22 protein-coding genes are annotated in these 21,828 nt (G+C 65.7%); 17 read left to right on the top strand and 5 right to left on the bottom strand.

Annotation, left to right across the window (positions count from 1 at the left end; translation table 11 throughout):
* Positions 1–181: 181 nt before the first annotated feature.
* The 4 genes from ACOQPH_RS07280 to ACOQPH_RS07265 are packed head-to-tail and all read left to right on the top strand — an operon-like array spanning position 182 to position 1,921.
* Positions 182–1,117 (top strand): TIGR03621 family F420-dependent LLM class oxidoreductase, encoded by a 936-nt coding sequence (locus ACOQPH_RS07280; RefSeq protein WP_419553444.1) that lies wholly within the window; start codon positions 182–184, stop codon positions 1,115–1,117.
* A 12-nt stretch (positions 1,118–1,129) separates the two neighbouring features.
* Entirely contained in the window at positions 1,130–1,525 is a 396-nt protein-coding gene (locus tag ACOQPH_RS07275; protein WP_419553443.1) for an SDR family NAD(P)-dependent oxidoreductase, read from the top strand.
* The gene (locus ACOQPH_RS07270) at positions 1,522–1,665 is read left to right on the top strand and encodes a hypothetical protein (RefSeq protein ID WP_419923363.1); all 144 of its coding nucleotides are present in this window, start codon (positions 1,522–1,524) and stop codon (positions 1,663–1,665) included. Before ACOQPH_RS07275 ends, ACOQPH_RS07270 begins: the two co-directional genes overlap by 4 nt.
* On the top strand, positions 1,622–1,921 hold the full coding sequence (locus ACOQPH_RS07265) for an SDR family oxidoreductase (protein WP_419553441.1): 300 nt from the start codon (positions 1,622–1,624) through the stop codon (positions 1,919–1,921). Before ACOQPH_RS07270 ends, ACOQPH_RS07265 begins: the two co-directional genes overlap by 44 nt.
* A gap of 7 nt (positions 1,922–1,928) precedes the next feature.
* On the opposite strand, the gene ACOQPH_RS07260 is transcribed toward ACOQPH_RS07265, so the two are convergent.
* A complete protein-coding gene (locus ACOQPH_RS07260) occupies positions 1,929–3,026 on the bottom strand; it encodes a RidA family protein (RefSeq protein ID WP_419553440.1) in 1,098 nt (365 codons plus the stop codon).
* 41 nt (positions 3,027–3,067) lie between these two features.
* Between ACOQPH_RS07260 and ACOQPH_RS07255 the strand changes: the two genes are divergently transcribed.
* The gene (locus tag ACOQPH_RS07255; protein ID WP_419553439.1) at positions 3,068–4,006 is read left to right on the top strand and encodes an LLM class flavin-dependent oxidoreductase; all 939 of its coding nucleotides are present in this window, start codon (positions 3,068–3,070) and stop codon (positions 4,004–4,006) included.
* Between the two features lie 158 nt (positions 4,007–4,164).
* Here ACOQPH_RS07255 and ACOQPH_RS07250 read toward each other — a convergent pair whose 3' ends face one another.
* Positions 4,165–6,540 (bottom strand): CoA transferase, encoded by a 2,376-nt coding sequence (locus ACOQPH_RS07250; RefSeq protein ID WP_419923362.1) that lies wholly within the window; start codon positions 6,538–6,540, stop codon positions 4,165–4,167.
* 34 nt (positions 6,541–6,574) lie between these two features.
* On the opposite strand from ACOQPH_RS07250, the gene ACOQPH_RS07245 reads away from it, so the two are divergent.
* The 7 genes from ACOQPH_RS07245 to ACOQPH_RS07215 all read left to right on the top strand — a co-directional run bounded on the left by ACOQPH_RS07245 (position 6,575) and on the right by ACOQPH_RS07215 (position 13,571).
* Positions 6,575–7,072: a carboxyl transferase domain-containing protein gene (locus tag ACOQPH_RS07245; RefSeq protein ID WP_419553437.1), complete on the top strand. Its 498-nt coding sequence runs from the start codon at positions 6,575–6,577 to the stop codon at positions 7,070–7,072.
* Between the two features lie 44 nt (positions 7,073–7,116).
* Positions 7,117–8,913: an ABC transporter substrate-binding protein gene (locus ACOQPH_RS07240; RefSeq protein ID WP_420623976.1), complete on the top strand. Its 1,797-nt coding sequence runs from the start codon at positions 7,117–7,119 to the stop codon at positions 8,911–8,913.
* An 87-nt stretch (positions 8,914–9,000) separates the two neighbouring features.
* On the top strand, positions 9,001–10,062 hold the full coding sequence (locus ACOQPH_RS07235; protein ID WP_420623975.1) for an ABC transporter permease: 1,062 nt from the start codon (positions 9,001–9,003) through the stop codon (positions 10,060–10,062).
* Positions 10,059–10,970 carry an ABC transporter permease gene (locus ACOQPH_RS07230; protein WP_420623974.1) on the top strand — a complete coding sequence of 304 codons (912 nt, stop codon included), beginning with the start codon at positions 10,059–10,061 and terminating at the stop codon, positions 10,968–10,970. The genes ACOQPH_RS07235 and ACOQPH_RS07230 overlap by 4 nt, the downstream gene beginning before the upstream one ends.
* A gap of 2 nt (positions 10,971–10,972) precedes the next feature.
* Complete coding sequence (locus ACOQPH_RS07225) at positions 10,973–11,800, top strand: ATP-binding cassette domain-containing protein (RefSeq protein WP_419553433.1); 828 nt, start codon at positions 10,973–10,975, stop codon at positions 11,798–11,800.
* A complete protein-coding gene (locus tag ACOQPH_RS07220; RefSeq protein WP_419553432.1) occupies positions 11,784–12,776 on the top strand; it encodes an oligopeptide/dipeptide ABC transporter ATP-binding protein in 993 nt (330 codons plus the stop codon). Before ACOQPH_RS07225 ends, ACOQPH_RS07220 begins: the two co-directional genes overlap by 17 nt.
* Positions 12,777–12,794: 18 nt before the next feature.
* Positions 12,795–13,571, top strand: a complete 777-nt coding sequence (locus tag ACOQPH_RS07215) for an enoyl-CoA hydratase/isomerase family protein (protein ID WP_419553431.1) — start codon at positions 12,795–12,797, stop codon at positions 13,569–13,571.
* Positions 13,572–13,608: 37 nt separating this feature from the next.
* Here the strand turns inward: ACOQPH_RS07215 and ACOQPH_RS07210 are convergent, their stop codons facing one another.
* Complete coding sequence (locus tag ACOQPH_RS07210; protein ID WP_419923358.1) at positions 13,609–15,036, bottom strand: amidase; 1,428 nt, start codon at positions 15,034–15,036, stop codon at positions 13,609–13,611.
* 112 nt (positions 15,037–15,148) lie between these two features.
* On the opposite strand from ACOQPH_RS07210, the gene ACOQPH_RS07205 reads away from it, so the two are divergent.
* Positions 15,149–15,697 (top strand): hypothetical protein, encoded by a 549-nt coding sequence (locus ACOQPH_RS07205; RefSeq protein WP_419553429.1) that lies wholly within the window; start codon positions 15,149–15,151, stop codon positions 15,695–15,697.
* 24 nt (positions 15,698–15,721) lie between these two features.
* On the opposite strand, the gene ACOQPH_RS07200 is transcribed toward ACOQPH_RS07205, so the two are convergent.
* Positions 15,722–16,180 carry a nuclear transport factor 2 family protein gene (locus ACOQPH_RS07200; RefSeq protein WP_419553428.1) on the bottom strand — a complete coding sequence of 153 codons (459 nt, stop codon included), beginning with the start codon at positions 16,178–16,180 and terminating at the stop codon, positions 15,722–15,724.
* A gap of 40 nt (positions 16,181–16,220) precedes the next feature.
* Positions 16,221–17,765, bottom strand: a complete 1,545-nt coding sequence (locus tag ACOQPH_RS07195) for an amidase (protein ID WP_420623973.1) — start codon at positions 17,763–17,765, stop codon at positions 16,221–16,223.
* Between the two features lie 71 nt (positions 17,766–17,836).
* Here ACOQPH_RS07195 and ACOQPH_RS07190 point away from each other — a divergent pair, with 71 nt between their 5' ends.
* The 4 genes from ACOQPH_RS07190 (at position 17,837) to ACOQPH_RS07175 (ending at position 21,821) form a co-directional block, all read left to right on the top strand.
* Entirely contained in the window at positions 17,837–18,760 is a 924-nt protein-coding gene (locus tag ACOQPH_RS07190; RefSeq protein ID WP_419553426.1) for a hypothetical protein, read from the top strand.
* Positions 18,761–18,899: 139 nt separating this feature from the next.
* A complete protein-coding gene (locus tag ACOQPH_RS07185; RefSeq protein WP_419553425.1) occupies positions 18,900–19,085 on the top strand; it encodes a hypothetical protein in 186 nt (61 codons plus the stop codon).
* Between the two features lie 642 nt (positions 19,086–19,727).
* A complete protein-coding gene (locus tag ACOQPH_RS07180) occupies positions 19,728–21,017 on the top strand; it encodes an aminotransferase class I/II-fold pyridoxal phosphate-dependent enzyme (RefSeq protein WP_419554873.1) in 1,290 nt (429 codons plus the stop codon).
* Between the two features lie 177 nt (positions 21,018–21,194).
* Positions 21,195–21,821: a hypothetical protein gene (locus tag ACOQPH_RS07175; protein ID WP_419553424.1), complete on the top strand. Its 627-nt coding sequence runs from the start codon at positions 21,195–21,197 to the stop codon at positions 21,819–21,821.
* The last annotated feature ends 7 nt before the right edge of the window (positions 21,822–21,828 follow it).

Here is a 21,828-nt window from a genome sequence, read left to right as displayed (position 1 = left end):
AGCCCCGCCACGCCCCCACACCCACCCGACACCCGCCCGAGCACCAACACCAAGGCCATCGACCCCTCTGAGACGCTCCCGCCGACACCCCGACAGCCCCACACCACCAAACCGGGCGCAACCCACACCGAAAATACGATCAACAGCATTCTCGTGAATAATCAGGGCTAGTGTCACGGTCATGGCGCGCCCCTTTCGGTTCGGGTCCTTCACTCTCGGCGGTACCTCGATCGGCGAACTGACCGAGCTCGCCCGCAAGGCGGAGGATCTGGGCTTCAGCACGCTGACGTTGCCGGACCACTTCGACGGTCAGCTCGCCGCCGCTCCCGCTCTCGCCGCGGTGGCGGGCGTCACGACGACGTTGCGTATCGGCACCCTCGTGTACGCCAACGACTACCGCCACCCGGTCGTTCTCGCCAAAGAGGCGGCGACGCTCGATGTGCTCAGCGAGGGACGCTTCGAGCTCGGGCTCGGAGCGGGCTGGATGACCGCCGACTACGAGCAGTCCGGGATAGCCCAGGACGGTCCCGGTACCCGGATCGAGCGGCTGGACGAGGCGATCGACGTTCTCGACGGCCTCTTCGCCGATGGTCCCTTCACCTACGAGGGCGAGCACTATCGCATCGGTGGGCTCGATGGGTTGCCCAAGCCCGTCCAGCGACCCCGCCCACCCCTGATGCTCGCGGGAGGCGGACGACGGATGCTGGGCCTGGCGGCTCGGCGGGCTGACATCGTCGGGATCAACGTGAACCTGTCGAGCGGTCGACCCGAAGGTGACGCCTGGGGTGCTGACACGACCCGGGACCGATTCCTGTTGAAGGCCGAGTGGGTCAGGGAGGCCGCCGGGCGCCGGTTCGACGACATCGAGCTGCACTGCCAGAACTACATCGCGATGATCACCGATGACCGCGAGGGCGTGCTCGAGGAGACGGCTCCGATCTTCGACATCACACCCGACGAAGCGGCCGCGTCCCCGCAACTGCTCATCGGGAGCGTCGACGAGGTCGTCGATCAGCTCGAGGAACGGCGGGAGCTCCTCGGCATCAGCTACGTGCACATCCCGCTCGACTCAGCGGACGACTTCGCGCCGGTCCTCGCCCGCCTCGCCGGGACCTGACGCGACAGACCGGTGCTCGATCTCGACCTCTCGGGTCGGCGGGCCATCGTGACCGGGGCGAGCGTTGGCATCGGGGCCGTGACCGTGCGTCTCCTGGCAGACCATGGTGCGAGGGTCGCGTTCTGCTCCAGAGACGAGCGCCGGGTCGCAGACCTCGACGGCTATCAGCCCGCGACGGGTGAGGGCTCGGTCCGCGGCTACGTCGCCGACATGGCCGATCCTGGCTCGGTCGATACGTTTCTCGACGCAGCCGAGCACGACGCTGGCCCGGCGGAGATCCTCGTGAACAACGTGGGCGCGTCACCCACGAGGAACTTCCTCTATATGAGCGACGACGACTGGGAGAGCCCCTTCCAGCTGATCCTGATGTCGCGGTCCGGTGCACCCGCCGATGCCTGCCGGCGATGAGGGCACAGCGTTGGGGCCGCATCGTGATGGTTGCGAGCTCGACTGCGACCTATCCGATCCCGTTCCTCGTCGACTATGGAGCCTTCAAGGCGGGAAATGGTCGCGACGCCAAAGGCGCTCGCCACCAAGTACGGCCGTGACGGGGTCCTGGTGAACTCGGTTCTGCCCGGCTACGTGAGGACCGAGATGCAGGAGCGGGGCGCCGACGAGGTGGGCGAAGTCACAGGGGAGACGAGAGAAGAGGTCATCGCTCGCGAGGCCGAGGCCGTGCCGGTCGGTCGCTATGGGTCACCGGAGGAGGCCGCCGCGCTGATCGTGTTCCTCTGCTCGAACGCGGCGTCCTATGTGAACGGGTCTGCGATCGACATCGACGGCGGCATCGGGGGCCACATCTGACGGGCACTCAGGCGAGCACGGCCACCGCCTCCACCTCGATGAGCCACTGTCGGCCGAGGAGCCCGGACACGACCACACCGGTTGCAGCCGGGAACGGCCGGTCCAGCAGCTCCCTGCGGAGGCCGGCGACGGACCGGTACCCGTCGAAGCCGGCGGGCGCCACGTACTCGATCGTCTTCACGACATCACCGATCGAGCCGCCCGCCGCCTGACAGATCGCTTCGATCTGCTCATAGACGAACCTCGCCTGGGCGGCGATCTCGCCCGGCGCGACGGTCGTATTCGTGTCGGGGTCCCACGCGGTGGTACCCGAGATGTAGAGGATGTCGCCCGCTCGCACCGCAGGGCTGAAGGTCAGATCGTCGAAAGCCGACCAGCCCGGGTTGATCACGCGCTTGGGATGCTCCGATGCCCAGACGTCGAGCGCCACAAGGGCGCCGTCGACGGGCAGAGCGGGCACGAGAACGCCGGTCGATGCTGGGAACAGGGGACCGAGGAGTCGCCGCCGGGCGTCCTCGGTCGATCGGTACTCCCGGCGCGTCTCCGGTGTCGTCTGCTGGACGATTCGCACGATGTGGGAGTGGTCGAGGCCGTGATCGGCGAGGAGCTGTCCGGCCCGATCGAGCACATAGGCCGCCTGGGCGACCAGGTCCCCCCGGGCGACGACCCCACCCTCCTCGTCGACGGGCAGGATCTGGGGGAGGCGGACCTGACCGCTCGGTCCGCCGGCCACCACCTCGACCTCGACCTGGGGCTCGGGCCGAACCAGTGATTCGATGACCATGATCGACCCTGGTCCCGCAGCCCCGGGGCGAGCGCGGGCGATGTCCGCGAGCTCGCCCAGGCCAGCGGTCGTCACGTACTCGACGATCTCGGTGCACGCCGACGTGTCGCTGTCGGCGACACCCAGGACGGCCTGGATCTTGTCCCACGCAACCCTCGCCTGGTCACCGATGCCGGCGGGCAGCGTGGCGCCGTCGGGGCCATAGGAGGCGCCCGTCTCGCCCGCCAGCCACAGCGCGCCTCCACCTTGGACACCCAGCGAGAACGTGTAGCGAGAGGGATCCATCCAAGGGAACTCGGTCGGCCTGAGCTCGGTGATCATCGCCGGTCATCCTCCCAGACAAAGTGATAGGGTCGTCAGCCATGGCCAAACCGGGGGTGTTGGTCTCGGCCGAGCCCGGCGATCGCAAGGCCGCGGTCGAGGTTGCCCAGGAGCTCGAGCGTCTCGGCTTCCCGCGGGTCCTGTGTCCCTACGACTACGCCGTGCCCGAGGGCGACTGGATCTCCGGCATCTCGGAGATCTACGACAGTATGAGCCTGTGCACGGCCATCCTCCAGGCCACGACCGACCTGGAGGTGGGCACGGCCATCACCCTGACCTATACCCGACACCCGGCGGACCTCGCCGCCGCGGCGTCGTTCAATCACGAGATCAGCGGCGGACGCTTCATCCTCGGTCTCGGGACGAGCCACGACGACATCTTGAGGCGCTTCGGGATCGAGCCCGAGAAGCCGTTGAGCCACATGCGGCGATACATCGAGCAGCTCCGCGCTGCCGCGCCGAACCAGCCTCTCCCTCCGATCCACATCGCCGCGCTGCGGCGACGGATGACCCGGCTCGCAGCCGAGATCGCCGACGGTGCGATCAACGCGAACCTGCCGCTCTCCTATGTCCCCGAGCTCCTCGAGGTGATACCGGAGTCCAAAGGCGACACCTTCGTCTTCGCCAACGCTGCTCCGATCTGGATCGACGAAGACCGGCACGAGGGCCTCGCGTTCTTGCGGCGCTTCATTGGCGCCCACATGAACCTCCCGAACTACACGGCGTTGTTCACCGACGCCGGCTACGGCGACGAGGTGAAGCGGGCCGTCGCCGCCGTCAAGGACGGCAACCAGGTGGGCGTCGAGGCGGCGATCTCCGACCGTATGGCCGCCGACATAGGGATCGTCGGCACGAGGTCGCAGATGCGGGAGAAGATCGAGGCGTGGCAGGACGCCGGTGTCACCCTGACCGTCTCGACCCTCTATACGTCCAAGCACCAGCCCGAGGCCACCCGGCAGGTGGCGGAGCTGCTTCGTTAGCACGCCGGGCAGAGAGCCCCAGCCAGCGTGGGGGTGTGGGGGGCGCTGCCCCCCAAGAAGGCGCCCGCAGGGGGCTCTGCCGCCCAGGAGCGTGAGCGCCGGCGGAGCCGGCTCGACCAGGAATCGGGTGGAGAGGGTTTCCCTCTCCACCCGGAGCTTCACTCGAAGATCCCGGTCGCGATGAGGTCGGCGGCCTTGTCCTCGTCGTAGGCGAGGATCTCGGTGAGCACCTCCCAGAGGTGCTGTCCGAATGTCGGTCCCGCCCACGCGATGCGTCCCGGCGTCCGGTGCAGGCGGAAGGCAGGGGCCTCGACATAGGTCGTCCCATGGATCGGGTGGGCGGCCTCGTTGAAGTAGCCCCAGTGCGCGAGCTGCTCGTCGACGATGACCTCCTCGGCCTTCTGGACACGATGAGCCGGCACCCCGGCCGCCTGTAGCTCCGTTTCGAGCTCGGCACCGTCCCTTCCCTCGGTCCACGCCGAGATGAGCTCGTCGAGCTCGGCGCGTCGATCGAATCGCTGTGCCGTATCGAGTCCGGCGAGCTCGGCGGCGCCGAGCAGTCTGGCGAGCGCGTGCCAGTCTTCGTCTGCCTCACACGCGATCGCGATCCAACGGTCGAGTCCCCTGACCGGATAGACCCCGTGGGGGGCCATGTGCGGATCCTCGTTGCCCCGCCGGACGGGAGTGCGCCCGTTGACCTCGTCGTCGAGGAGGCCGGGAGCGAGCAGGTGGACGGCACCCTCGATGTGGCTGAAGTCGATGTACTGGCCCTCGCCCGTCCGCCGGTGCCATTCGAGAGCCGCCATCAATACAGCAACGGTGTAGCGAATCGACGGGTAGTCCGAGTAGGCACCCCACGGACCGCATGGGGTCCGGTCGGGCCACCCGGTCAGCTCGTAGAAGCCGGCTATTGCCCCGCCCATCGTCCCCATGCCGGCGTAGTGCCGCTGAGGTCCGGTCTGGCCCATCATCGAGCTCGACAGGGCGATGATCCCGGGGTTCACCTCGCGGAGGTCGTCGTAGCCGTACCCGAGCGCGGCGAGCTTGCCCGGCGCGAAGGAGTCGGTCACGACATCGGCCCAGCGGACGAGGTCGAGCATGACCGGTCGGGAGCCCGGGGCGGTGAGATCGATCGTGAAGCCGAGTTTGCTCGCGTTGGCGGAGTGCCAGTGCAGCGCATCCTCGGGCCCACCGTCGGTGTGGAGAAAGGGCGCCATACCCCTCATGACATCGACCTTGGTCTGGGACTCGACGCGAACCACGGTCGCTCCGTGATCGGCCAGGATCCGCGTCGCGCCGGGCCCGGCCAGGGCCCAGCAGAAGTCGAGCACATGGACCCCGCTCAGAGGGAGGTCACCCGACCCGGCGCGCCCCGCGCTGGCAGGGACCGACGGCGTGCGGGCCTCGTCGAGAACCTCGGCGGTGTGCTCACCGAGCTTCGGGGCTCGACCGAGCCGCTTCAGCGGAACGGTCGCCTTGGCGAAGGGCCCCGGGTAGCGAAAGCCGTCGACGTCGTCCCAGTACTCCCGGGCGATGAAGTGCTCGAGCTGGAGGACGTCACGAGTCGTCGTGCAGGGTGCGAACAACAGGCCGCGCGTCACGGATTCCTCGAAGAGCTCGGCTTTGGTCTTGGTATCGCAGAACTCGACAACCATCCTGGTTGCCTCGTCGAGCTGCTTGATGACCTCGGGGTCGTCGGTGAGGGCGAGACCGAAGCCGACCCAATCCTTGTCGACCCATTCGCGACCACAGCGGCCCTCCTCGTGGAGCCACTCGAAGAATCGGGCAGTGTAGGGACCGAACATCGGGCCGAAGAGCAACAGAAAGGAAACGGCGCCGTCGCGGCACGGATACACGACTTGAAGGGTGAGGGGCCCGAACTTCAGGCCGCCCGCGATGCGCTCGCTGCTGGACTGGCCACAGAACGGGTACATCATCTGGAACATGTTCGTGCTGATGTACGAGGCCTGAGCCGATACGTCGGTGTGCTGCCCGAGGCCGGAGCGATTGCGCTCCCACAGCGCGATGAGCGCAGCACAGCAGGCGTCGAGCGCAGCGAAGTGCCAGGTCTCCGGGAAGGTGATCCTCACCGGTGGACGGTCGGCGTCGCCGGTGAGGCTCATGGTTCCCGACGAGGCGTTGATCGTGAGGTCGGTCGCCGCCCAATGGGCCTTCGGCCCGTCGCACCCGAAAGGCGTGATCGAGACCGTCACGAGCGCCGGGTTGTCGTCCCTCAACGCCTGGAGATCGACCGCAATCGCCCCCGACTCGATCAGGATGTCTGCACCCCGTGCCAGCTGCTCGAGTTGGCCAGGGTCGTCGATGACGACCGACCGCTTCCCGCGGCTATAGGCACTGTGGGTCAGTGAGCTCTCCGGTCCGATGCGATCGTCCACGAAGGGAGCTTGGCGGCGGGAGCGGTGGCCACCGGGCGGCTCGACAGCGATGACATCAGCACCCAACTGGGCGAGGACCAATCCGGCGTGATGGCCCCTGTCGTCGGTGAGGTCGAGCACACGATAGGGCGACAACACGTCACCCTGTTTACCCGTCGATTACAAGTGTGTCATGCCTGTGGATAGGACCCGCGAGAGCTGGAAGCCCGGGATGGGCTGGGAGAAGGCGATCGAAGACATCGAGTATGTCCGAGCCCTAGCCGCAGAGCTGGGCGGACCCGAGCGCATCGAGCGCCAGCACCGCGGTGGCCGCTACACGATCCGGGAGCGGATCGACAAGATGGTCGACCCCGGGACGTTCATCGAGGCGGGCCCGATGGTCGGCGCGGCCGAGTACGACGAGGACGGCAACCTCCGCGACTTCGTCCCCGGTGGCTACGTCATGGGGCTGGCCGAGATCGACGGGCGGCCGGTGGCCATCGGGGGTGACGACTTCACGATCTCGGGGGGGAGCCCGCACAACGTGCACAAGTATCCCCACGACTTCACCCAACCCCTGGCCATCCAGTACGGCATCCCCTACGTCCAGCTCGTCGAAGGCGTCGGTCACAGCTCCAAGGCCGACGAGGAGGCCGGACACATGGCTCTGCCCCAGGGTGATCTGTGCTAGTGTTCGGCCGGGACTTACCTAGGGGGGATTCGGGGGGATTCGTCATGCGCACTACACACAGCCGCGAATCTGAAGACCAGTCGACGCTGAGCCGGCGCGATTTTCTCAAGTACGGAGGCGTGGCCGTGGGTGGGGCAGCCGCCACGGCCGCTCTCGCCGCCTGCGGCGACAGCGACAGCGACGGCGATGGTGCTCCGGCAACGACCGCGGCGCCGGGAACGACGGCGCCCGGGGAGCCGGCGGCCATCGACCGTGATCTGATCGTCGCCCAGCCCGATCTGTGGACGAGCCTCGATCACCTCTTCGACAGAACGAGCCAGGAATCGACGGCCAACCTCGGCGGTCGGCTGTTCATCTATGACTACGACGGTATGAACCCGATCATCACCGATCTCGAGAACACGCTCGTCGGCGAGCTGGCCGAGGGCCTCGAGATCAACGCAGACAAGACGCAGTACACGATCACCCTGAAGCAGGGTGTCCTCAGCCATCACGGCAACGAGATGACCTCCGAGGACGTCGTGTACAGCTATGCGCGAGGGGTCGCGCCGGACAGGAGCTTCGGCCTGGACGGATTCCTGCACTCGATTGCGTCCCAGATCACCGACGCCGAGCAGGTCAAAGCGCTCGATGACTACACGGTGCAGATCACGCTCGAGCGGCCGTTCCCGACGTTCTTGCACCACTTCGTGCTGCCGTTCACCGGCAACATCCACGACTCGGAGACGATGCGGGAGAACTCCACCAACGACGACCCGTGGTCAGAGGAGTGGAAGAAGAACAACACCGAGGGCTTCGGTCCGTACATGCTCGAGGACTTCACACAGGGCACCGAGGCGATCTGGGTCGCCAATCCGAATTACGTCCTGTACGACGTGCCGATCAAGCGGGTGATCTGGCGGGTCGTGCCCGAGTCGGCCACCCGACTGTCGCTGATCGAGAGCGGCGACGTGCACGTCGCCAACGCGATGCTCGTGCGCGAGCAGGTCCAGGCCCAGCAGGCCGGTCTCAGCCTGCCGAACGCGGTCTCGTCGTTCAGCCAGTGGACGTGGTACCCGCTCGACGTGCCTCCGTGGAGCCATCCGCTGGTCCGGCGTGCGTACACACATGTGATCCCTTACGACGACATCATCGACATCGTCTATCAGGGCAAGGCACGGCGGGAGTTCGGTCCCGTCTGGGAGCCGGGCGGCGTGCCCTACGCTCATACCGAGCTCTTCGAGCGCTACTACCGGACCGACCCCGACGAGTCGCGGCGTCTGCTGGAGGAGGCCGGCTTCCCCGACGGGGTTTCCTCGGAGCTCTGGTACAACCAGACGATTCCCGACCAGGAGGAGATGTGCGTGCTCATCCGCGACACCGCGGCTGAGGGCGGTTGGGACATCAGCATCGTGGGCAAGACGACGGCGGCGATACAGGAGGCGAGGATCGACCCATTGACTGTGGGTGGCGCTGGCGCGCCTGCGAACCTGTTCAAGGATCAGATCATCGTCCCGGACATCTTCTACCAGGTAGCTCTCCTTCCGCCCTTCGGAGCGAGGTTCTGCACCCCCGACTCAGTGATCGGTGGTGCCTCGTGTGAGTTGGTATTCGACGATTTCACCGAGGAGCAGATCCTGCTCTACGAGGAGGGCCTCAGAAACGCGCTGGAGAGCGGTGACTGGGATTCACCGGCGGCCACGGCCGGCTGGGAGCAGTCGCTGCGGGCGGTCGCCGACGGCTCTCCGCTGAGCTTCTACCTGTGGTTCGACCCGGCATCCATCCATGACCCCAGGCTGACTGGCTGGGAGTATCGGATCGAGAACACCACCGACTACTCGCGGCTGAGCTGGACGTCGTGACGCTGGGACGAGGACACCGTTCAGTGACGAGCGGAGCACCATAGCGACAACCTGACTGGGGTCAGCGGTCAGGAGGCTGCCGCCCAGATGAAGATCGTCAACGCGCTGCTGCGGCCCGTTCGGTGGTTCCGCAGGGGTGGCTTCATCCAGCGTCGCTTGCTTTTCCTGATACCGCAGATCGTGGCGGTGATGCTCATTTCGTTCATCATGATCCGGCTGGTGCCCGGCAATCCGGCTATCCAGATGCTCGGGCCTCAGGCTCCACCGGAATTGATCGAACGCACGGAGACCAAGCTCGGCTTGAACGACTCACTGCCCGAGCAATTCTTTACCTATGTGAAGCTCACGCTAAGAGGCGATCTCGGCGACTCATGGTTCACCTCACAGCCGGTCCGCACAGACATCGCCGAACGCCTGCCTGGGACGATCGAGCTCATGGGCATCTCGATGGGTCTGTCGGTCCTGATCATGATCCCGCTAGGGGTGCGAGCGGCTCGACCAAAGGGACGCCTCATCGACAAGATTCTTGCCCAGTTCATCCGGATCTATGGCCTGCTGGCTGGGTCGTTGGCCGACTTCTGGCTCGCCCTGATCTTCATCTTCGTGTTCTTCACGACGTGGAACATCGCGCCAACACCGCTCGGCGCGTTAGACGTCGACCAGATGCGCCCTGAATCGGTGACCAACTTCTTGATCATCGACTCCATAATCGCCGGCGAATGGGGCGTGCTGCGGAACTACCTCGGTCACCTCGTCGGCCCCGTCCTGGTGCTGATGTTCGTGTACGGCGGTCCGATTCTCAAGATCACCTACGTCAAGATGACCGAGATCGAGGACAGCCCCTACCTCCAGAACGCCCGCGTCATGGGCTTGCAACGCAAGACTCTCAACCGATACGCGCTGAGGAATGCACTCCCACCGATCATCACGACCATCGGCGTCATGTACGGCTTCCTGCTCGGAGGGGCCGTGCTCGTCGAGAACGTGTTCAGCATCAACGGGTTCGGTAACTATGGCGTGACGGCGGTCCTTGAAGCCGACTACGCCGCCGTCCAGGGGTTCCTGCTCGTATCGGCCCTCTTCATCATGTTCGTGTACCTCGTCGTGGACATCCTCCACGCCTGGTCCGATCCGAGGGTTCGACTATGAACACACCATCGACCGAGCCCGCCCGTCGGCGCTGGAACCCCTTCCGTACCCTCGGCCCGGCGGCGACCATCACCTATATCGCGGTCGCGATCTGGATCATTCTGATGTTCATCGGCCCGAGCATCGGCCCGTACGGCCCCGAAGAGATCGACAGCGACTCGATCCTGCAGCGGCCCGGCTCAGAGCACTGGCTCGGCACTGATCGGTCGGGGATGGACATCTTCTCGCGCATCCTGGCTGCGCCGCGTGTGAACCTGTTCATCGCCATCACCGCAGTGATCATCTCCATCGTCATCGGTTTCCCGATCGGCGCGCTGGCCGGCTACATAGCCGGTGTCGGTCGTGTGACGGCGGCGAGCAGCGAGTTCATCATGCGGTCTATGGATGTGCTCCAGGCCTTTCCCGTCTTCATCTTCGCCTTGGCCCTCGTCGCCGTTCGAGGTCCGTCGACCACGAACGTGATCGTCGCCATGGCGTTCGTCAACATCCCCCCGTTCGTGCGCCTCGGGCGCGCCGAGATGCTCACCGTGCGAGAGCTGCCCTACGCCGACGCGGCGCGCGTGCTCGGCCATTCGGGTCCGCGCATCGTGTTCCGCCATCTCATGCGGAACTCGATTCAAACGAGCGTCGCCACGATACCGGTGGTCATGGGCTTCGTGATCCTGTTCACGGCCAGCCTGAGCTTCGTCGGCGCGGGCGTGCCTCGTCCGACACCCGAGCTCGGATCGATGGTCGCCATCGGGGCGACCAATATGGTCACCGGCCAATGGTGGCCGGCGCTGTTCCCCGGCATCGCCTTGGGCCTCATCGTCCTGTCGTTCGCCTTCGCGGCCCAGGACGTCGGCTTGAGGATCCGGGCCGTGAAGCGGGGCACAGCGGTCGGAATCCAGCCCGGGACGGAGCTCTGAAGGTGCTCGAGCTGAGCCATCTGAACATCGGCATCAGCGATGGCGGTCGAGGCGTCGAACCGATCCTCACCGACATCGAGCTGACGGTCGAGGCCGGTCAGGCCGTCGGTCTGGTCGGTGAGACCGGGACGGGGAAGTCGCTGCTCGTGCAGACGATCGGTGGGCTGGTCGATCATCCCATCGTCGCCGAGGGAGCGATACGCCTCGACGGGCGCGACCTGCTGGCGATGGAGCTCGACGAGCGCCGCAAGATCCTCGGCCGCGAGCTGGCCATTCTCATGGGCGGCGGCCGCTCCCGGCTGAACCCCCTCGAGCGGGTTGGCAATCAGATCGCGAGGGTTGCCCTCGACCACGACGAGTCGCTCGACAGGAAGGACGCCTACGACAGGGCTGTCGAGCTCATCCGGCGCGTCGGCATCCCCGATCCCGAGATCCGGGCGCAGAGCTACCCTCATGAGCTCAGCGGCGGTATGTGTCAGCGCGTGGTCATCGCGATGTCGCTCGTGAACCGGCCTAGGTTCCTGGTCACCGACGACCCGACGACCGGCCTCGACGTCACCGTGGCCCGTCAGGTGCTCGACGACTTCAACTCGCTGATCGAAGATTCTGGACTCGGGCTGCTGATCGCGACCGGAGATCTGGGTATCGTCGCTCAGTACTGTGACCGTGTGGCCGTGCTGAGCGGAGGGCGGCTGACCGAGAATGCCGACGTGAAGACGTTCTTCGAGAATCCAGAGCACGAGTACAGCAAGCGCCTGCTCGAGGTGACAGAGCTTGACCGGGCGCGAGCGGCTGGTGACAAGGGAGGCGGCAATGGGTCCGGAGAGTGAGACGCCGCTCATCGAGATGCGAGGTCTGGTCAAGCACTTCCACATCCCTCACCAGGGCACGCTCGTCGCCGTCGACGACGTCAACCTCTCCATCGCCAAGGGCGAGACGCTGGGGCTGGTCGGGGAGTCCGGGTCCGGGAAGACCACGATCGGCCGTCTCATTCTCCGCCTGACCGAGCCGACCGCGGGCGAGGTGCTCTACAACGGAGAGCGGATCAGCGACCTCAAGGAGAAGGAGTTCCGGCGCTTACGGCCCAAGCTCCAGATGGTCTTTCAGGATCCGTTCCTGTCGCTCAACCCGCGTATGACCATGCGCAACATGCTGAGGGACGCGCTCCACGCGATGAAGCTCTCGCGCGCCGACCGAGCGCGCCGCGTCGACGAGGTCCTGGAGATCGTACGGGTGCCGCCCGGGCTCGTCGATGCACACCCCGAAGCGCTCACGACGAGCCAACAGCAGCGGTTCGCGGTCGCACGAGCGCTCATGATGGAGCCCGACCTGATCGTGCTCGACGAGCCCGTCTCCAACCTCGACGTCGTCGGTCGCGGCGAGATCCTCGGGCTGCTTCACGAGCTCCAGGATCGGCTCGACGTCTCTTATCTCTTCATCTCCCACGACCTGACCGCCGTCCGGAGCGTGAGCAAGCGCATCGCCGTGATGTACCTCGGGCGCATCGTCGAGGTCGAGGAGACCGACGCCCTGTTCGCCCGTCCGCTCCATCCGTACACCCGCTCGCTGCTGGGCGCCGTGCTGTACCCGGACCCAAACGCGGCCGCGCCGACCTACGAGCTGAGCGGCGAGATCCCGAGCCCCATCAACCTCCCGATCGGCTGCCCCCTGTTCTCCCGCTGCCCGGCAGCAGAGATGGAGTGCTCGGGGTGGGAGCCGCAACTCCTCGAGATCTCTGTCAACTCGAGCACCCGCCCGGTCGCGTGTCGCCGGGCCGAGGAGATGCTTCGCGCCGGCTCCGTGTGACGGCAGGAGGTTGGCCACGTGCCAGACATCGTGCTCACGGAGAAGTCAGGTCAAATCGTGACGATCACGTTGCATCGTCCCGAGGTGCTGAATGCCCTGAGCCTCGAGGCGCTCACTGGGCTCAACGAAGCCCTCGCTGCTGCTGACCACGACGCCGACGTGCGGGCCGTCGTCCTCGCTGGCAGCGGCAACGCGTTCACCGGTGGCTGGGATCTCCACGAGGCGGTGTCGCTCGACGAGTCACGGCTCAGCGACGCGATCGACGCCTTTCAGGCCATCACGCGCACCCTGAGGCACATCGGGACGCCCGTCATCGCCGCCATCGACGGGTATGCGATCGGCGGCGGAGTCGAGATGATCTGCGCATGCGACCTCCGCATTGCATCGCACCGCTCCAGCTTCGGATGCCCCGAGGTGAGCATCGGCGTGACGATGACCAATGGCGCGGCCTCCCTCCTCGCTCGAGTCGTCGGCGAGGGCAATGCACGGGAGATCGTCCTGCTGGGCGACGTGATCGACGCCGCCGAGGCACACCGCATCGGTCTCGTGAACCGGGTCGTCGACTCGGGCTCGCTCCTCGACACCGCCAACGAGATGGCCGGGCGGATTGCCAGCCGGGCGCCGCTGGCCGTGCAGCTCTCGAAGCGCCTCATGGACCAGATGCAGCAGGACGAGCTCGAGCGAGCGCTCGAGCTCGAGACCGAGACCATTCACCGCGCGCTGGCGACCAACGACGCCCGAGAGGGCATCACCGCGTTCGTCGAGAAGCGACCAGCTCGCTTCGAGGGCCGCTGACGGGGCGAGCGTCCGGTCCAAGAGCTCGCCCGACCCGTCAGGCGTGGATGGGCGGCACCTTGTCGCTCCATGGCTGGGCCCGTTCGATCTGCGCTGCCAGCCGGAACAGCAGGGAATCGTTGGCGTGCTTGGCGATGAACTGCACGCCGCAGGGCAAGCCCTCGGTGCTCCAATGAAGCGGCAGTGACATGGCGGGCAGACCGCTGACATTGTGCGGGAGCGTGAAGACAATCTCCGGAATCAGTAGCTCGAACTGATAGTGATCGAAGCTCAGGGTCATGTCGTAGTAGCCGACCCTGTGCGGCGGGTTGGGCATTGTCGGCGTGATCACCACGTCATAGGGCAGGCAGTCCTTGGCGATGGTCCAGCCGAAGGCGTGCATCGCCTCGATGTCGTCGACGAGCGCTGCTGCGCTCATCTGCTCGCCGCGCTCGACCATCTCTTGAATCACATTGCCGAGCTCGTCCTGCCGTGGCGCACGCCCGACTCTCCTCGTTGTATCACGGAGGAGGCCGGCCGTCGCCGCGCAGGCCATGCGCGAGAAGACCTCGCTGAGGGAGTCGAAGTCGAAGCTGTATTCCGCCTCCTCGACGTCGTGGCCGAGCGAGCTGCACAGCTCTGCCGCGTTGTGGGCGCCTTCGACGCAATCAGGATGGACGGGCTTACCGTTTGCGGCCTTCGTGATGATCGCGATTCTGAGCCGCCCGGGATCTCTGCCGACCTCGTCCAGGAACGGAAGCTCGGGCCGCGGCAGTGAGTACACATCGCCAGGCGTCGAATACTGGGTCAGGTCGTGATAGGCCGCCTGGTCTCGCACACTCAACGACACACAGCCGTCGACGACGCAGCCGTACCACGGCGCCGCTTGGAGCGGGGCCAACGTCGTGCCACCACGCGATTGCTTGAGTCCGACCAGGCCGTTGTTGGAGGCCGGGATGCGGGTCGAGCCGCCGCCGTCGCTGGCGGTGGCCAGGGGCACGACGCGGGCGGCTACGGCAGCACCCGAGCCGCCGCTGGAGCCACCTGGCGTGTGGTCGCGATTCCATGGATTGCGCGCCGGCGGATAGATGGGCGGCTCGGACGCGGCGCAGTAACCGAGCTCAGGCGTCACTGTCTTGGCGAGCCGGATGAAGCCACCCTCGGCGATGCGCTCGGCGATCACGCTGTCTTCTTCGGCGACGACATCCTGGAGGTAACGGCAGCCGCCCGTCAGAGGCAGTCCTTCGTAGCTGATGCCCAGATCCTTGAGCAGCAGGGGCACGCCGATAAAGGGCCCGTCCGGCAGCGGGCCACTGGCTGACTCCCGGGCTGCGTCGTAGTTCTTGAACATCACGCAGTTGAGCTCGGGGTTGACGCGCTCGATCCTCTCAATCGCCGCGTCTACCAGCTCGATCGGCTTGATCTCCTTGCGCCTGACAAGGTCGGCCAGAGCCAATGCGTCGTACTGCCCTACGTCGATCGCCATTTCCTCATCCCCCTCGTTGCCGCGCGGGCTCCCTGACTCGGAGTCTGGCATCAATGAGCAGCCTCGGTTCCGAGGACCACTCACGCCAGAGGCAGGCCACTAGATTGATCGCGTGCCAGATGTCACTGCTCAGTGGGAGCACGCTGTCCGGGAGGCTGCGATCGCTGAGGCGTGGTGGATCCCGATGAAACACGGCGGAGCTGCCGTGCTGCACCACGAGGGCTACGACGCGACCCTCGCCTCGATGGCTTACGTCAAGCTCGTGGCCGTGCTCGACGCCTGGGCGGAGTCAGCCGAGCCGATAGAAGCGGCCCGTCGGCGTCGCGACGAGCTCGTGCACGGGCCATCGCCGACACCCAGCTCGTGGGACGAGTACAAGCAGACGATCGCCACGCTCGCGCCCGAGCTCCACCGACTCGGTCTGCTCACCAGGGTCACCCCGGAATACGAGGTGACGTTCCGTCGAGACCAGCTCACCTTGAACAAGGAGCCCACCGAGCCCGACGTCCTCTTCGAGCGACAGTGGAACCTCGATGTCCACGAGGGTGATGCCATCGTTGAGCACCACGAATGGACCGAGCGGATCCTGAAGAGCGACCGAGTTGCTCCCGCGCCCGGCCTCATCATGAGGCCGGTCACGGACCCCGGCTCCGCGTCTTGACGAGAGGCTGGCTCCTACGAGCGGCTACGCCATGCGCTGCTCGACCCAGCCCTTGTCGTACGGTGTGTTGAACGCGACGTTCAGCTTGCTCAGCGAGAAGCGCCACTTCCCGTCTTCTTTGCGGTATTCCTCGTCGTAGGTCGCAGCAAACCAGCGGGCTTCACCTTCGACCGTGCACGGCTGGAAGAGGTAGACACTTCCCGTTGCCGTATCGGCAAACGGTTCGACGTTGACGGTGTGCCCCAGCACATTATGAAGGGCAAACTGGAAGACGTCTTCTTGTCCGGTGAAGAGCTCTCGGATCGTCTCCCGACCTTCATGCCGACCGAACTCACCGGTGTCGAAGACCCCGTCTTCCGTGTAGCACTCGGCAATACGATCCTGGTCGTAGCCATCATCACATGCCTGGGCGTACTCGATCTTGAGGCGGCGAATCGCCTCAATGTTTTCCAGTACGTCGACACGCTCTTCAAGAGTCGCCACGATGGATTCCCTTCTCTCTTGTTCCGCTAGAACCGACCGATCACATTTCGTAGATGCCCGTTGACTCGAAGGCGTGGGCAGCGCGCAGCACTGTCGCTTCGTCGAAGTGCTTCCCGACGAGCATCAATCCGACCGGGAGCCCGTCGTGCTTTCCGCACGGAACACTGATTGCCGGATGACCCGTGAGATTGAACGGAGACGTGTTGTTGCCCATCGTCCAGCCGGTAGCGAAGAGCTCCTCGATCGTCGGGTCCGCGATGTGCTTCATGGCGACGCCCTCCGGCGCGCACGTGGGCATGACGAGCAAGTCGACCTCTTCGAGAGCTCTGTCGTACGCGGCCCTGAGAGCGGGCCGCTGGTTCTGCGCCATCGCGTAGAACTGCCCGTTGTACCGGTCCATCATGTAGTGGCCGTGGATGAGCAGGTACTGGGCGGTCGCCGAGAGACTGTGGGCCTTGGTCTTGAAGCCCCGCCCGAAGTGCTCCATGGCGGCCATCGGGTAGTAGCCATTCCAGCCCGTACCGAACCCGTTGCACAGGAACATCTGGATGAACGTGCCCTCGGCGAACATGCCGAGGAAGACCGGGAAGCCGTCGAGGTGAGATGGCACCGAGATATCGATCATGTTGGCGCCGAGGCTGTCGAAGTTCGAGATCGCCGATCTGACGACCTCGTCGACGTCCTGCGAGCCTCCCTCCCACCCGAAGCCCTCGCTCATCACGCCGATCGTGAGATCGCTGATGTCGCCGATCAAGGCCTCGGTGTAGGGCTGGACCACGACATCGTCCCGTTGCCGCGGGTCCATCGGGTCGCGGCCGGCGATCGCCTCGAGCAAGAGCGCGACGTCGTGTGTCGACCGGGCCATGGGTCCGAGATGGTCGACGGTCATCTCGATGCCGAAGGCGCCCGTATAGGGGACGAGCCCATAAGTCGGCTTCAGCCCGTAGCAGCCGCTCCAGGACGAAGGCATTCGTATCGAGCCCCCCTGGTCACCACCGATGGCCATGTCGCAATCACCGTTCACGAGGAGGGCGGCACACCCACTCGACGAACCGGCGGTCGCGTACTCGGGGTTGTGCGGGTTCAGCACCGGCCCGGTCGCCGCTGAGTTCGAGCCACCAGTGACACAGAGGTTCTCGCACACCGCCTTGCCGACGATCTCGCCCCCCGCGTCGAGGATCCGTGTCACCACGGTGGCGTCGATATCGGGAACGAAGCCATCGAGCAGGGCCGAGCCGTTCATCATGGGAACGCCCGCCACGCAGACGGCGTCTTTTATGGCGACGGTCTTGCCAGCGAGGATTCCCTCCGGAGCGCCCTTGACCGAGCACCGCCAGTACCAGGCGTTGTACGGGTTCTCCTCGGGTGGCGGTCTATAGCCAGGCGTGCGGGGGTACTTCACATCTGGCCTTACCTCCGGTAGCTCTCTCAAGCGAGAGTAGGCGGGCACGGCCCCCGCGATGACTCCCGCGTGCGACTCGGCTTGATCTGCCGTGAGTGTTATCCCGTAGGCGGCGGCGATCTCGCGCACCTCATCAGCCGTCGGCGGGACGAAGTTGTTGTTGGCCGTCAGTGACTCTGACATGGCGCCCCCCTCCGCTCGGAGAGGAGGAGGTTAGCACATTCCCGACCGGCTTCGCTCTAGTATGGCACCCGGTGCGTTACGGCGATTATGCCCTCGATCCTGGAGACCTGATCAGTCGCCCAGAGATTCATGAGGCCTTCGGCAGCCAACCCCTGGGTTCGGTTAGCCCTTCGGCAACTACGCCAGCAATTCTCTTGTTTAGCGACACGGATGCCGAGCCATTTCGGAAATATATGGACGGGTGGAAGCGGAGTGATAACAACGAACTGTTCTTCCACTTTGTCGGCGAAGGACCCCACGGTGATCAACGTATGGTCCGGGGAAATCTAGCAATTAATCATCATGTGGCCGAGGGCATAAGTCTCGAATTATTCGATCGAGGGCGGGAACTGTGGCGCTTCCAGGGGACGTTCCGGTTCGTCGACAGCTACGAAGCCGATGCGCCCGACGCCACGGCAGCAGAGTTGCGCACCGTGATCGTCTTCCGGCTGGAGGGCATCGACGCACTCGAGCCCGATCCAATGGCTGCGTCGGCGGCGGCCCCGGACCACCTGGTCGTCGAGCAGGTGCCGGTTCACGATCGCAGCACGGAGTCCGAAGCTCAGTGGGCCGGTCGTCCTCGACCCACGTCCGAGAACATTGCCAGCGATCTCGTGCACACCTACGCGAGCTTCGTCAGACGGCAGGGAGGTCAGCCGATTCGCCTCAGGAGTCATCCGCCGGGGGAGGTCGGTCGCGTCATCGCGGATGTGTACGACCCCGACCAGGGGCTGCTTGTCGTGGCGAAGGGCACGACCTCGCGGGAGGCCATACGAGCTGGCATCGGCCAGCTGCTCGATTGCCGACGCTTCACCGACGGCGACCCGCGGCTCGCCCTGCTCCTCCCCCTCGAGCCGCGAGCCGATCTCGTGGCGCTTCTCCACAGTGTGGACGTGACTGCGATCGTCCCCGACGGGCAGGGCTATCGGGAGATCGCGCCCCGGCTCGGGTGGTGAGGCCAGTACTCCGAAGATCTCCCCGAGTTCCCAGATCGATAGCTGGTCATCGGGCCGGATTTCTCCGCCAACTTGCTCGAAGTCGACGTGTCGCTGACCGCGGAGGGCACAGAGATGATCATTCATCCGATGTCGCTGCGTGCCACCCACAGATGCTGCTGGAACGTTGAGCGCCGAGCAGATCTACGGTGACACGAAGTCGGGTAGGCCGATCACCGAGGAGCTCATCGAACATCTCGCGGATGAAGCCGAACGCAGCTACGACGCCGACGAGTTCCTCGCTAGCCGAGGCAAGCCCGGTCGCTTCGCCTCGACCGTGACCTGAAAAGACGTCGTGCGCCTTCCTGAGGACGAAGGAGTGCCCGTGTCAGCAGTGATCCGCTAGGCACTCAGACACCACCTGGAAGCGAGCTGAAGCCGGGCCGCCCCGCCGGTTCCGGGCGCCGGCTCGCTCTCATGCCGAGGCGCCGATCTGTGCGGCAGCCCACCTCTATGACCGCGTGTTCGGTGTGCACGATCGGCACGTGAGCCCCCATTAGGAGGTCCCGTGGAGCGATTAGCCCAGTGCGTTTGCGGCGAGGCGAGCGGCCTGTTCGACCTATTCAAGGGGGCTGTCGGCTCCAATGATGTGGAGCGCGGTCACCGGTCGGCACGACAAGCTGACCAGATCCCTCCGCGCGCAGACCGTCTCAGTCTCAGGGGCCGAGCTTCTCAATCGATCGACCTGATGTTGAGGCAGCCCTCATGCTCTAGCAGGTGGACTTCTTCATTGCGACCGTTGTGGGCAGCAAACTGAACCTGCAGGCTACGGCCGATCGGCCCGCTCGAGTCGATCGGAACGACCCGGGTGAGAGCGGGTTGAAGGGTCGGGGGTGGTGTGCGCTGGTTGTGCCGACCAGGTCGCAGTTGGCCGACCCGAGCTCGGGCTGAGTCATCGAGCGCTCAGAGCTGATGGCCGGTGGATGCAATGCTTGGGGTCGGGACCACGATCGAGGCCCTCTTGACCGACATCGCCAGACATCAGCTCTCCAGCCGCGGTGAGGCGCTGGTCGCCAACCGCCCGCTGCCCCCGTTCATCGACGAGCATTTCGCCCGGGCGGAGGACGCCTGGGATCTTGTGACCAACCCTGACGGGTACGTGTCGATGTGTCTTGCTGAAAACAAGTTGGTGTGGGATCTCCTCGAACCGAAGATGGCGGCCAGCCGTGATGTTCCAGGCCGGGTCATCGGCTATGACGCGATGGTCGGGGCGCTGTCATTTCGCGAGGCGTTGGCACAGTTCCTCGGAGACCGGCTGTTCGGCAGGTCGATCGAGCCCGAGCACGTCATCGCGCTGGCGGGTTCGGGAAGCGTGCTCGAGACGTTGTTTTATGCCATCGCCAACCCGGGCGACGGCATCCTCGTCCCCACCCCGAGCTACACGGGGTTCTGGCCCGACCTCGAGACGCGCGATGAGCTTCAGGTCGTGCCAGTGCACACCACCAGCGCCACGTCGTTCCAGCTCACTGCCGATGTCCTCGACGAGGCGCTAGACGCGGCCGCTGTGCCGGTCAAGGCACTGCTCTTCACCTCGCCAGACAATCCGCAGGGGCGTGTGTATGAGGCTGATCAGATCAACGACATCCTCACCTGGGCCGAACGGCGCCAGATCCATGTCGTGCTCGATGAGCTGTACGCCTTCTCGGTTCATGGTGATCGGGAGTTCGTCAGCGGGGCGGCGCTGCGCCCGGCCCTCGGAGAGCTGATCCACCTCGTGTGGGCCTTCAGCAAGGACTTCGCCGTCAGCGGATTGCGGTGCGGCGTGCTGGTTTCGGAGAACGCCGGCGTCCTGGGCGCGGTCGGCGGGCTGGCGTATTGGTCGGCGGTCTCCGGCGATACGCAGTACCTGCTGGAACAGCTCATCTCCGATCGAGGATGGGTGGCGGGCTTTGTTGCCGAGAACGAGCGACGCCTCAGAGAGGCGTACCGCCGGACCGTCGAGGCACTCGACACCGCATGCATTCCCTACTTCCCAGCCCAAGGAGGCTTCTTCCTCCTCTGTGACCTGCGCCCTTTCATGGACACCGTGACGTGGGAGGCCGAAGCGGGCTTGTGGACCCGGCTCCTCGAGGAAGCGAACGTCAACCTCACCCCGGGCGCCGACTGCCACATCGGCGAACCGGGATTCATGCGGCTGTGCTTTGCCGGCATCCCGACCGATGGGGTCGTAGCCGGGATCGAGCGCCTCGGACGCCTCCTGGACGGGGGCGGGATCTAACGAGTAACGAGGGTGCTTGCCCTCAACCGGCAGAGTCGAGCGGGTCGAGAACCCACGATCAGTGACCGAGGGGATCGGGCCAGACAACTCTCGAGTGCCAGAGGGGCATATCTGCGGCCCTCATACTCGAGAACATGGCTGCGCCCTGTGCCTGACAACTCTCGGTGAAGAACCCCCGTGCGGACTCTGGATCGACCCATTCGGGAAGTGCCGGCGGCCCTCGATGCCCTGTGGGCGATCTTCCAGGCCGCCGCCACCGCCCTGCCGGACGCAACCAACGGTGGCAGCGGGGTCGTCACCGACGTGGTGATGGACCACGAGACCTTCCAGCGGGAGCTCGCCAAGCTGGCCGGCGGGCACGTGGGCCGCCGTGACCCCAACGACGACAGCTACCGGTGCCAGACGCGCAACGGCACCCCCATCGACACAACCGAAGCGACCATCGCAGGCATCCAGGGTCACGTGCGGAGGGTCGTCGTCGGCTCTGACGGCGTTGTCATCGACCTGGGGCGCAAACAGCGACTGTTCACTGGTCGGCCCGCCTGGCGGTGCTGTTGCAGAGCGACGAGTGCATCTGGCCGGGCTGTCATGTCCGGCGACTCGGTGCCAGGCCGATCACACCAAACCGGCCGCTGTCGGCGGGTGTACGTGCCCCGGCAACGGGGCACCCCTGTGTGGGCGACAGAACCGACTCAAACAACACGGCTACAACACGTGGCGAGACCCCACCGGCTCGTGGCACACCTACCGGCCCGACGGCACCGAGATCTGACCCGGCCAGAGGTGGTGGACTGGGCGCCATAATCCACGC

The organism is Candidatus Poriferisodalis sp. (genome assembly GCF_965221945.1).
In the GTDB taxonomy this organism is placed as follows: Bacteria; Actinomycetota; Acidimicrobiia; order Acidimicrobiales; family Poriferisodalaceae; genus Poriferisodalis.
The sequence above is the reverse complement of the archived record's forward strand: the minus strand, read 5'-3'. Positions and strand labels throughout refer to the sequence as shown.

Bases quoted from the DNA above. Each gene is read 5' to 3' on its own strand.
- ACOQPH_RS07280 (WP_419553444.1), top strand. From the start codon at position 182: ATGGCGCGCCCCTTTCGGTTCGGGTCCTTCACTCTCGGCGGTACCTCG.
- ACOQPH_RS07270 (WP_419923363.1), top strand. From the start codon at position 1,522: ATGAGGGCACAGCGTTGGGGCCGCATCGTGATGGTTGCGAGCTCGACT.
- ACOQPH_RS07265 (WP_419553441.1), top strand. From the start codon at position 1,622: ATGGTCGCGACGCCAAAGGCGCTCGCCACCAAGTACGGCCGTGACGGG.
- ACOQPH_RS07260 (WP_419553440.1), bottom strand. From the start codon at position 3,026: ATGATCACCGAGCTCAGGCCGACCGAGTTCCCTTGGATGGATCCCTCT.
- ACOQPH_RS07255 (WP_419553439.1), top strand. From the start codon at position 3,068: ATGGCCAAACCGGGGGTGTTGGTCTCGGCCGAGCCCGGCGATCGCAAG.
- ACOQPH_RS07245 (WP_419553437.1), top strand. From the start codon at position 6,575: ATGCCTGTGGATAGGACCCGCGAGAGCTGGAAGCCCGGGATGGGCTGG.
- ACOQPH_RS07240 (WP_420623976.1), top strand. From the start codon at position 7,117: ATGCGCACTACACACAGCCGCGAATCTGAAGACCAGTCGACGCTGAGC.
- ACOQPH_RS07235 (WP_420623975.1), top strand. From the start codon at position 9,001: ATGAAGATCGTCAACGCGCTGCTGCGGCCCGTTCGGTGGTTCCGCAGG.
- ACOQPH_RS07230 (WP_420623974.1), top strand. From the start codon at position 10,059: ATGAACACACCATCGACCGAGCCCGCCCGTCGGCGCTGGAACCCCTTC.
- ACOQPH_RS07220 (WP_419553432.1), top strand. From the start codon at position 11,784: ATGGGTCCGGAGAGTGAGACGCCGCTCATCGAGATGCGAGGTCTGGTC.
- ACOQPH_RS07210 (WP_419923358.1), bottom strand. From the start codon at position 15,036: ATGGCGATCGACGTAGGGCAGTACGACGCATTGGCTCTGGCCGACCTT.
- ACOQPH_RS07195 (WP_420623973.1), bottom strand. From the start codon at position 17,765: ATGTCAGAGTCACTGACGGCCAACAACAACTTCGTCCCGCCGACGGCT.
- ACOQPH_RS07180 (WP_419554873.1), top strand. From the start codon at position 19,728: ATGCTTGGGGTCGGGACCACGATCGAGGCCCTCTTGACCGACATCGCC.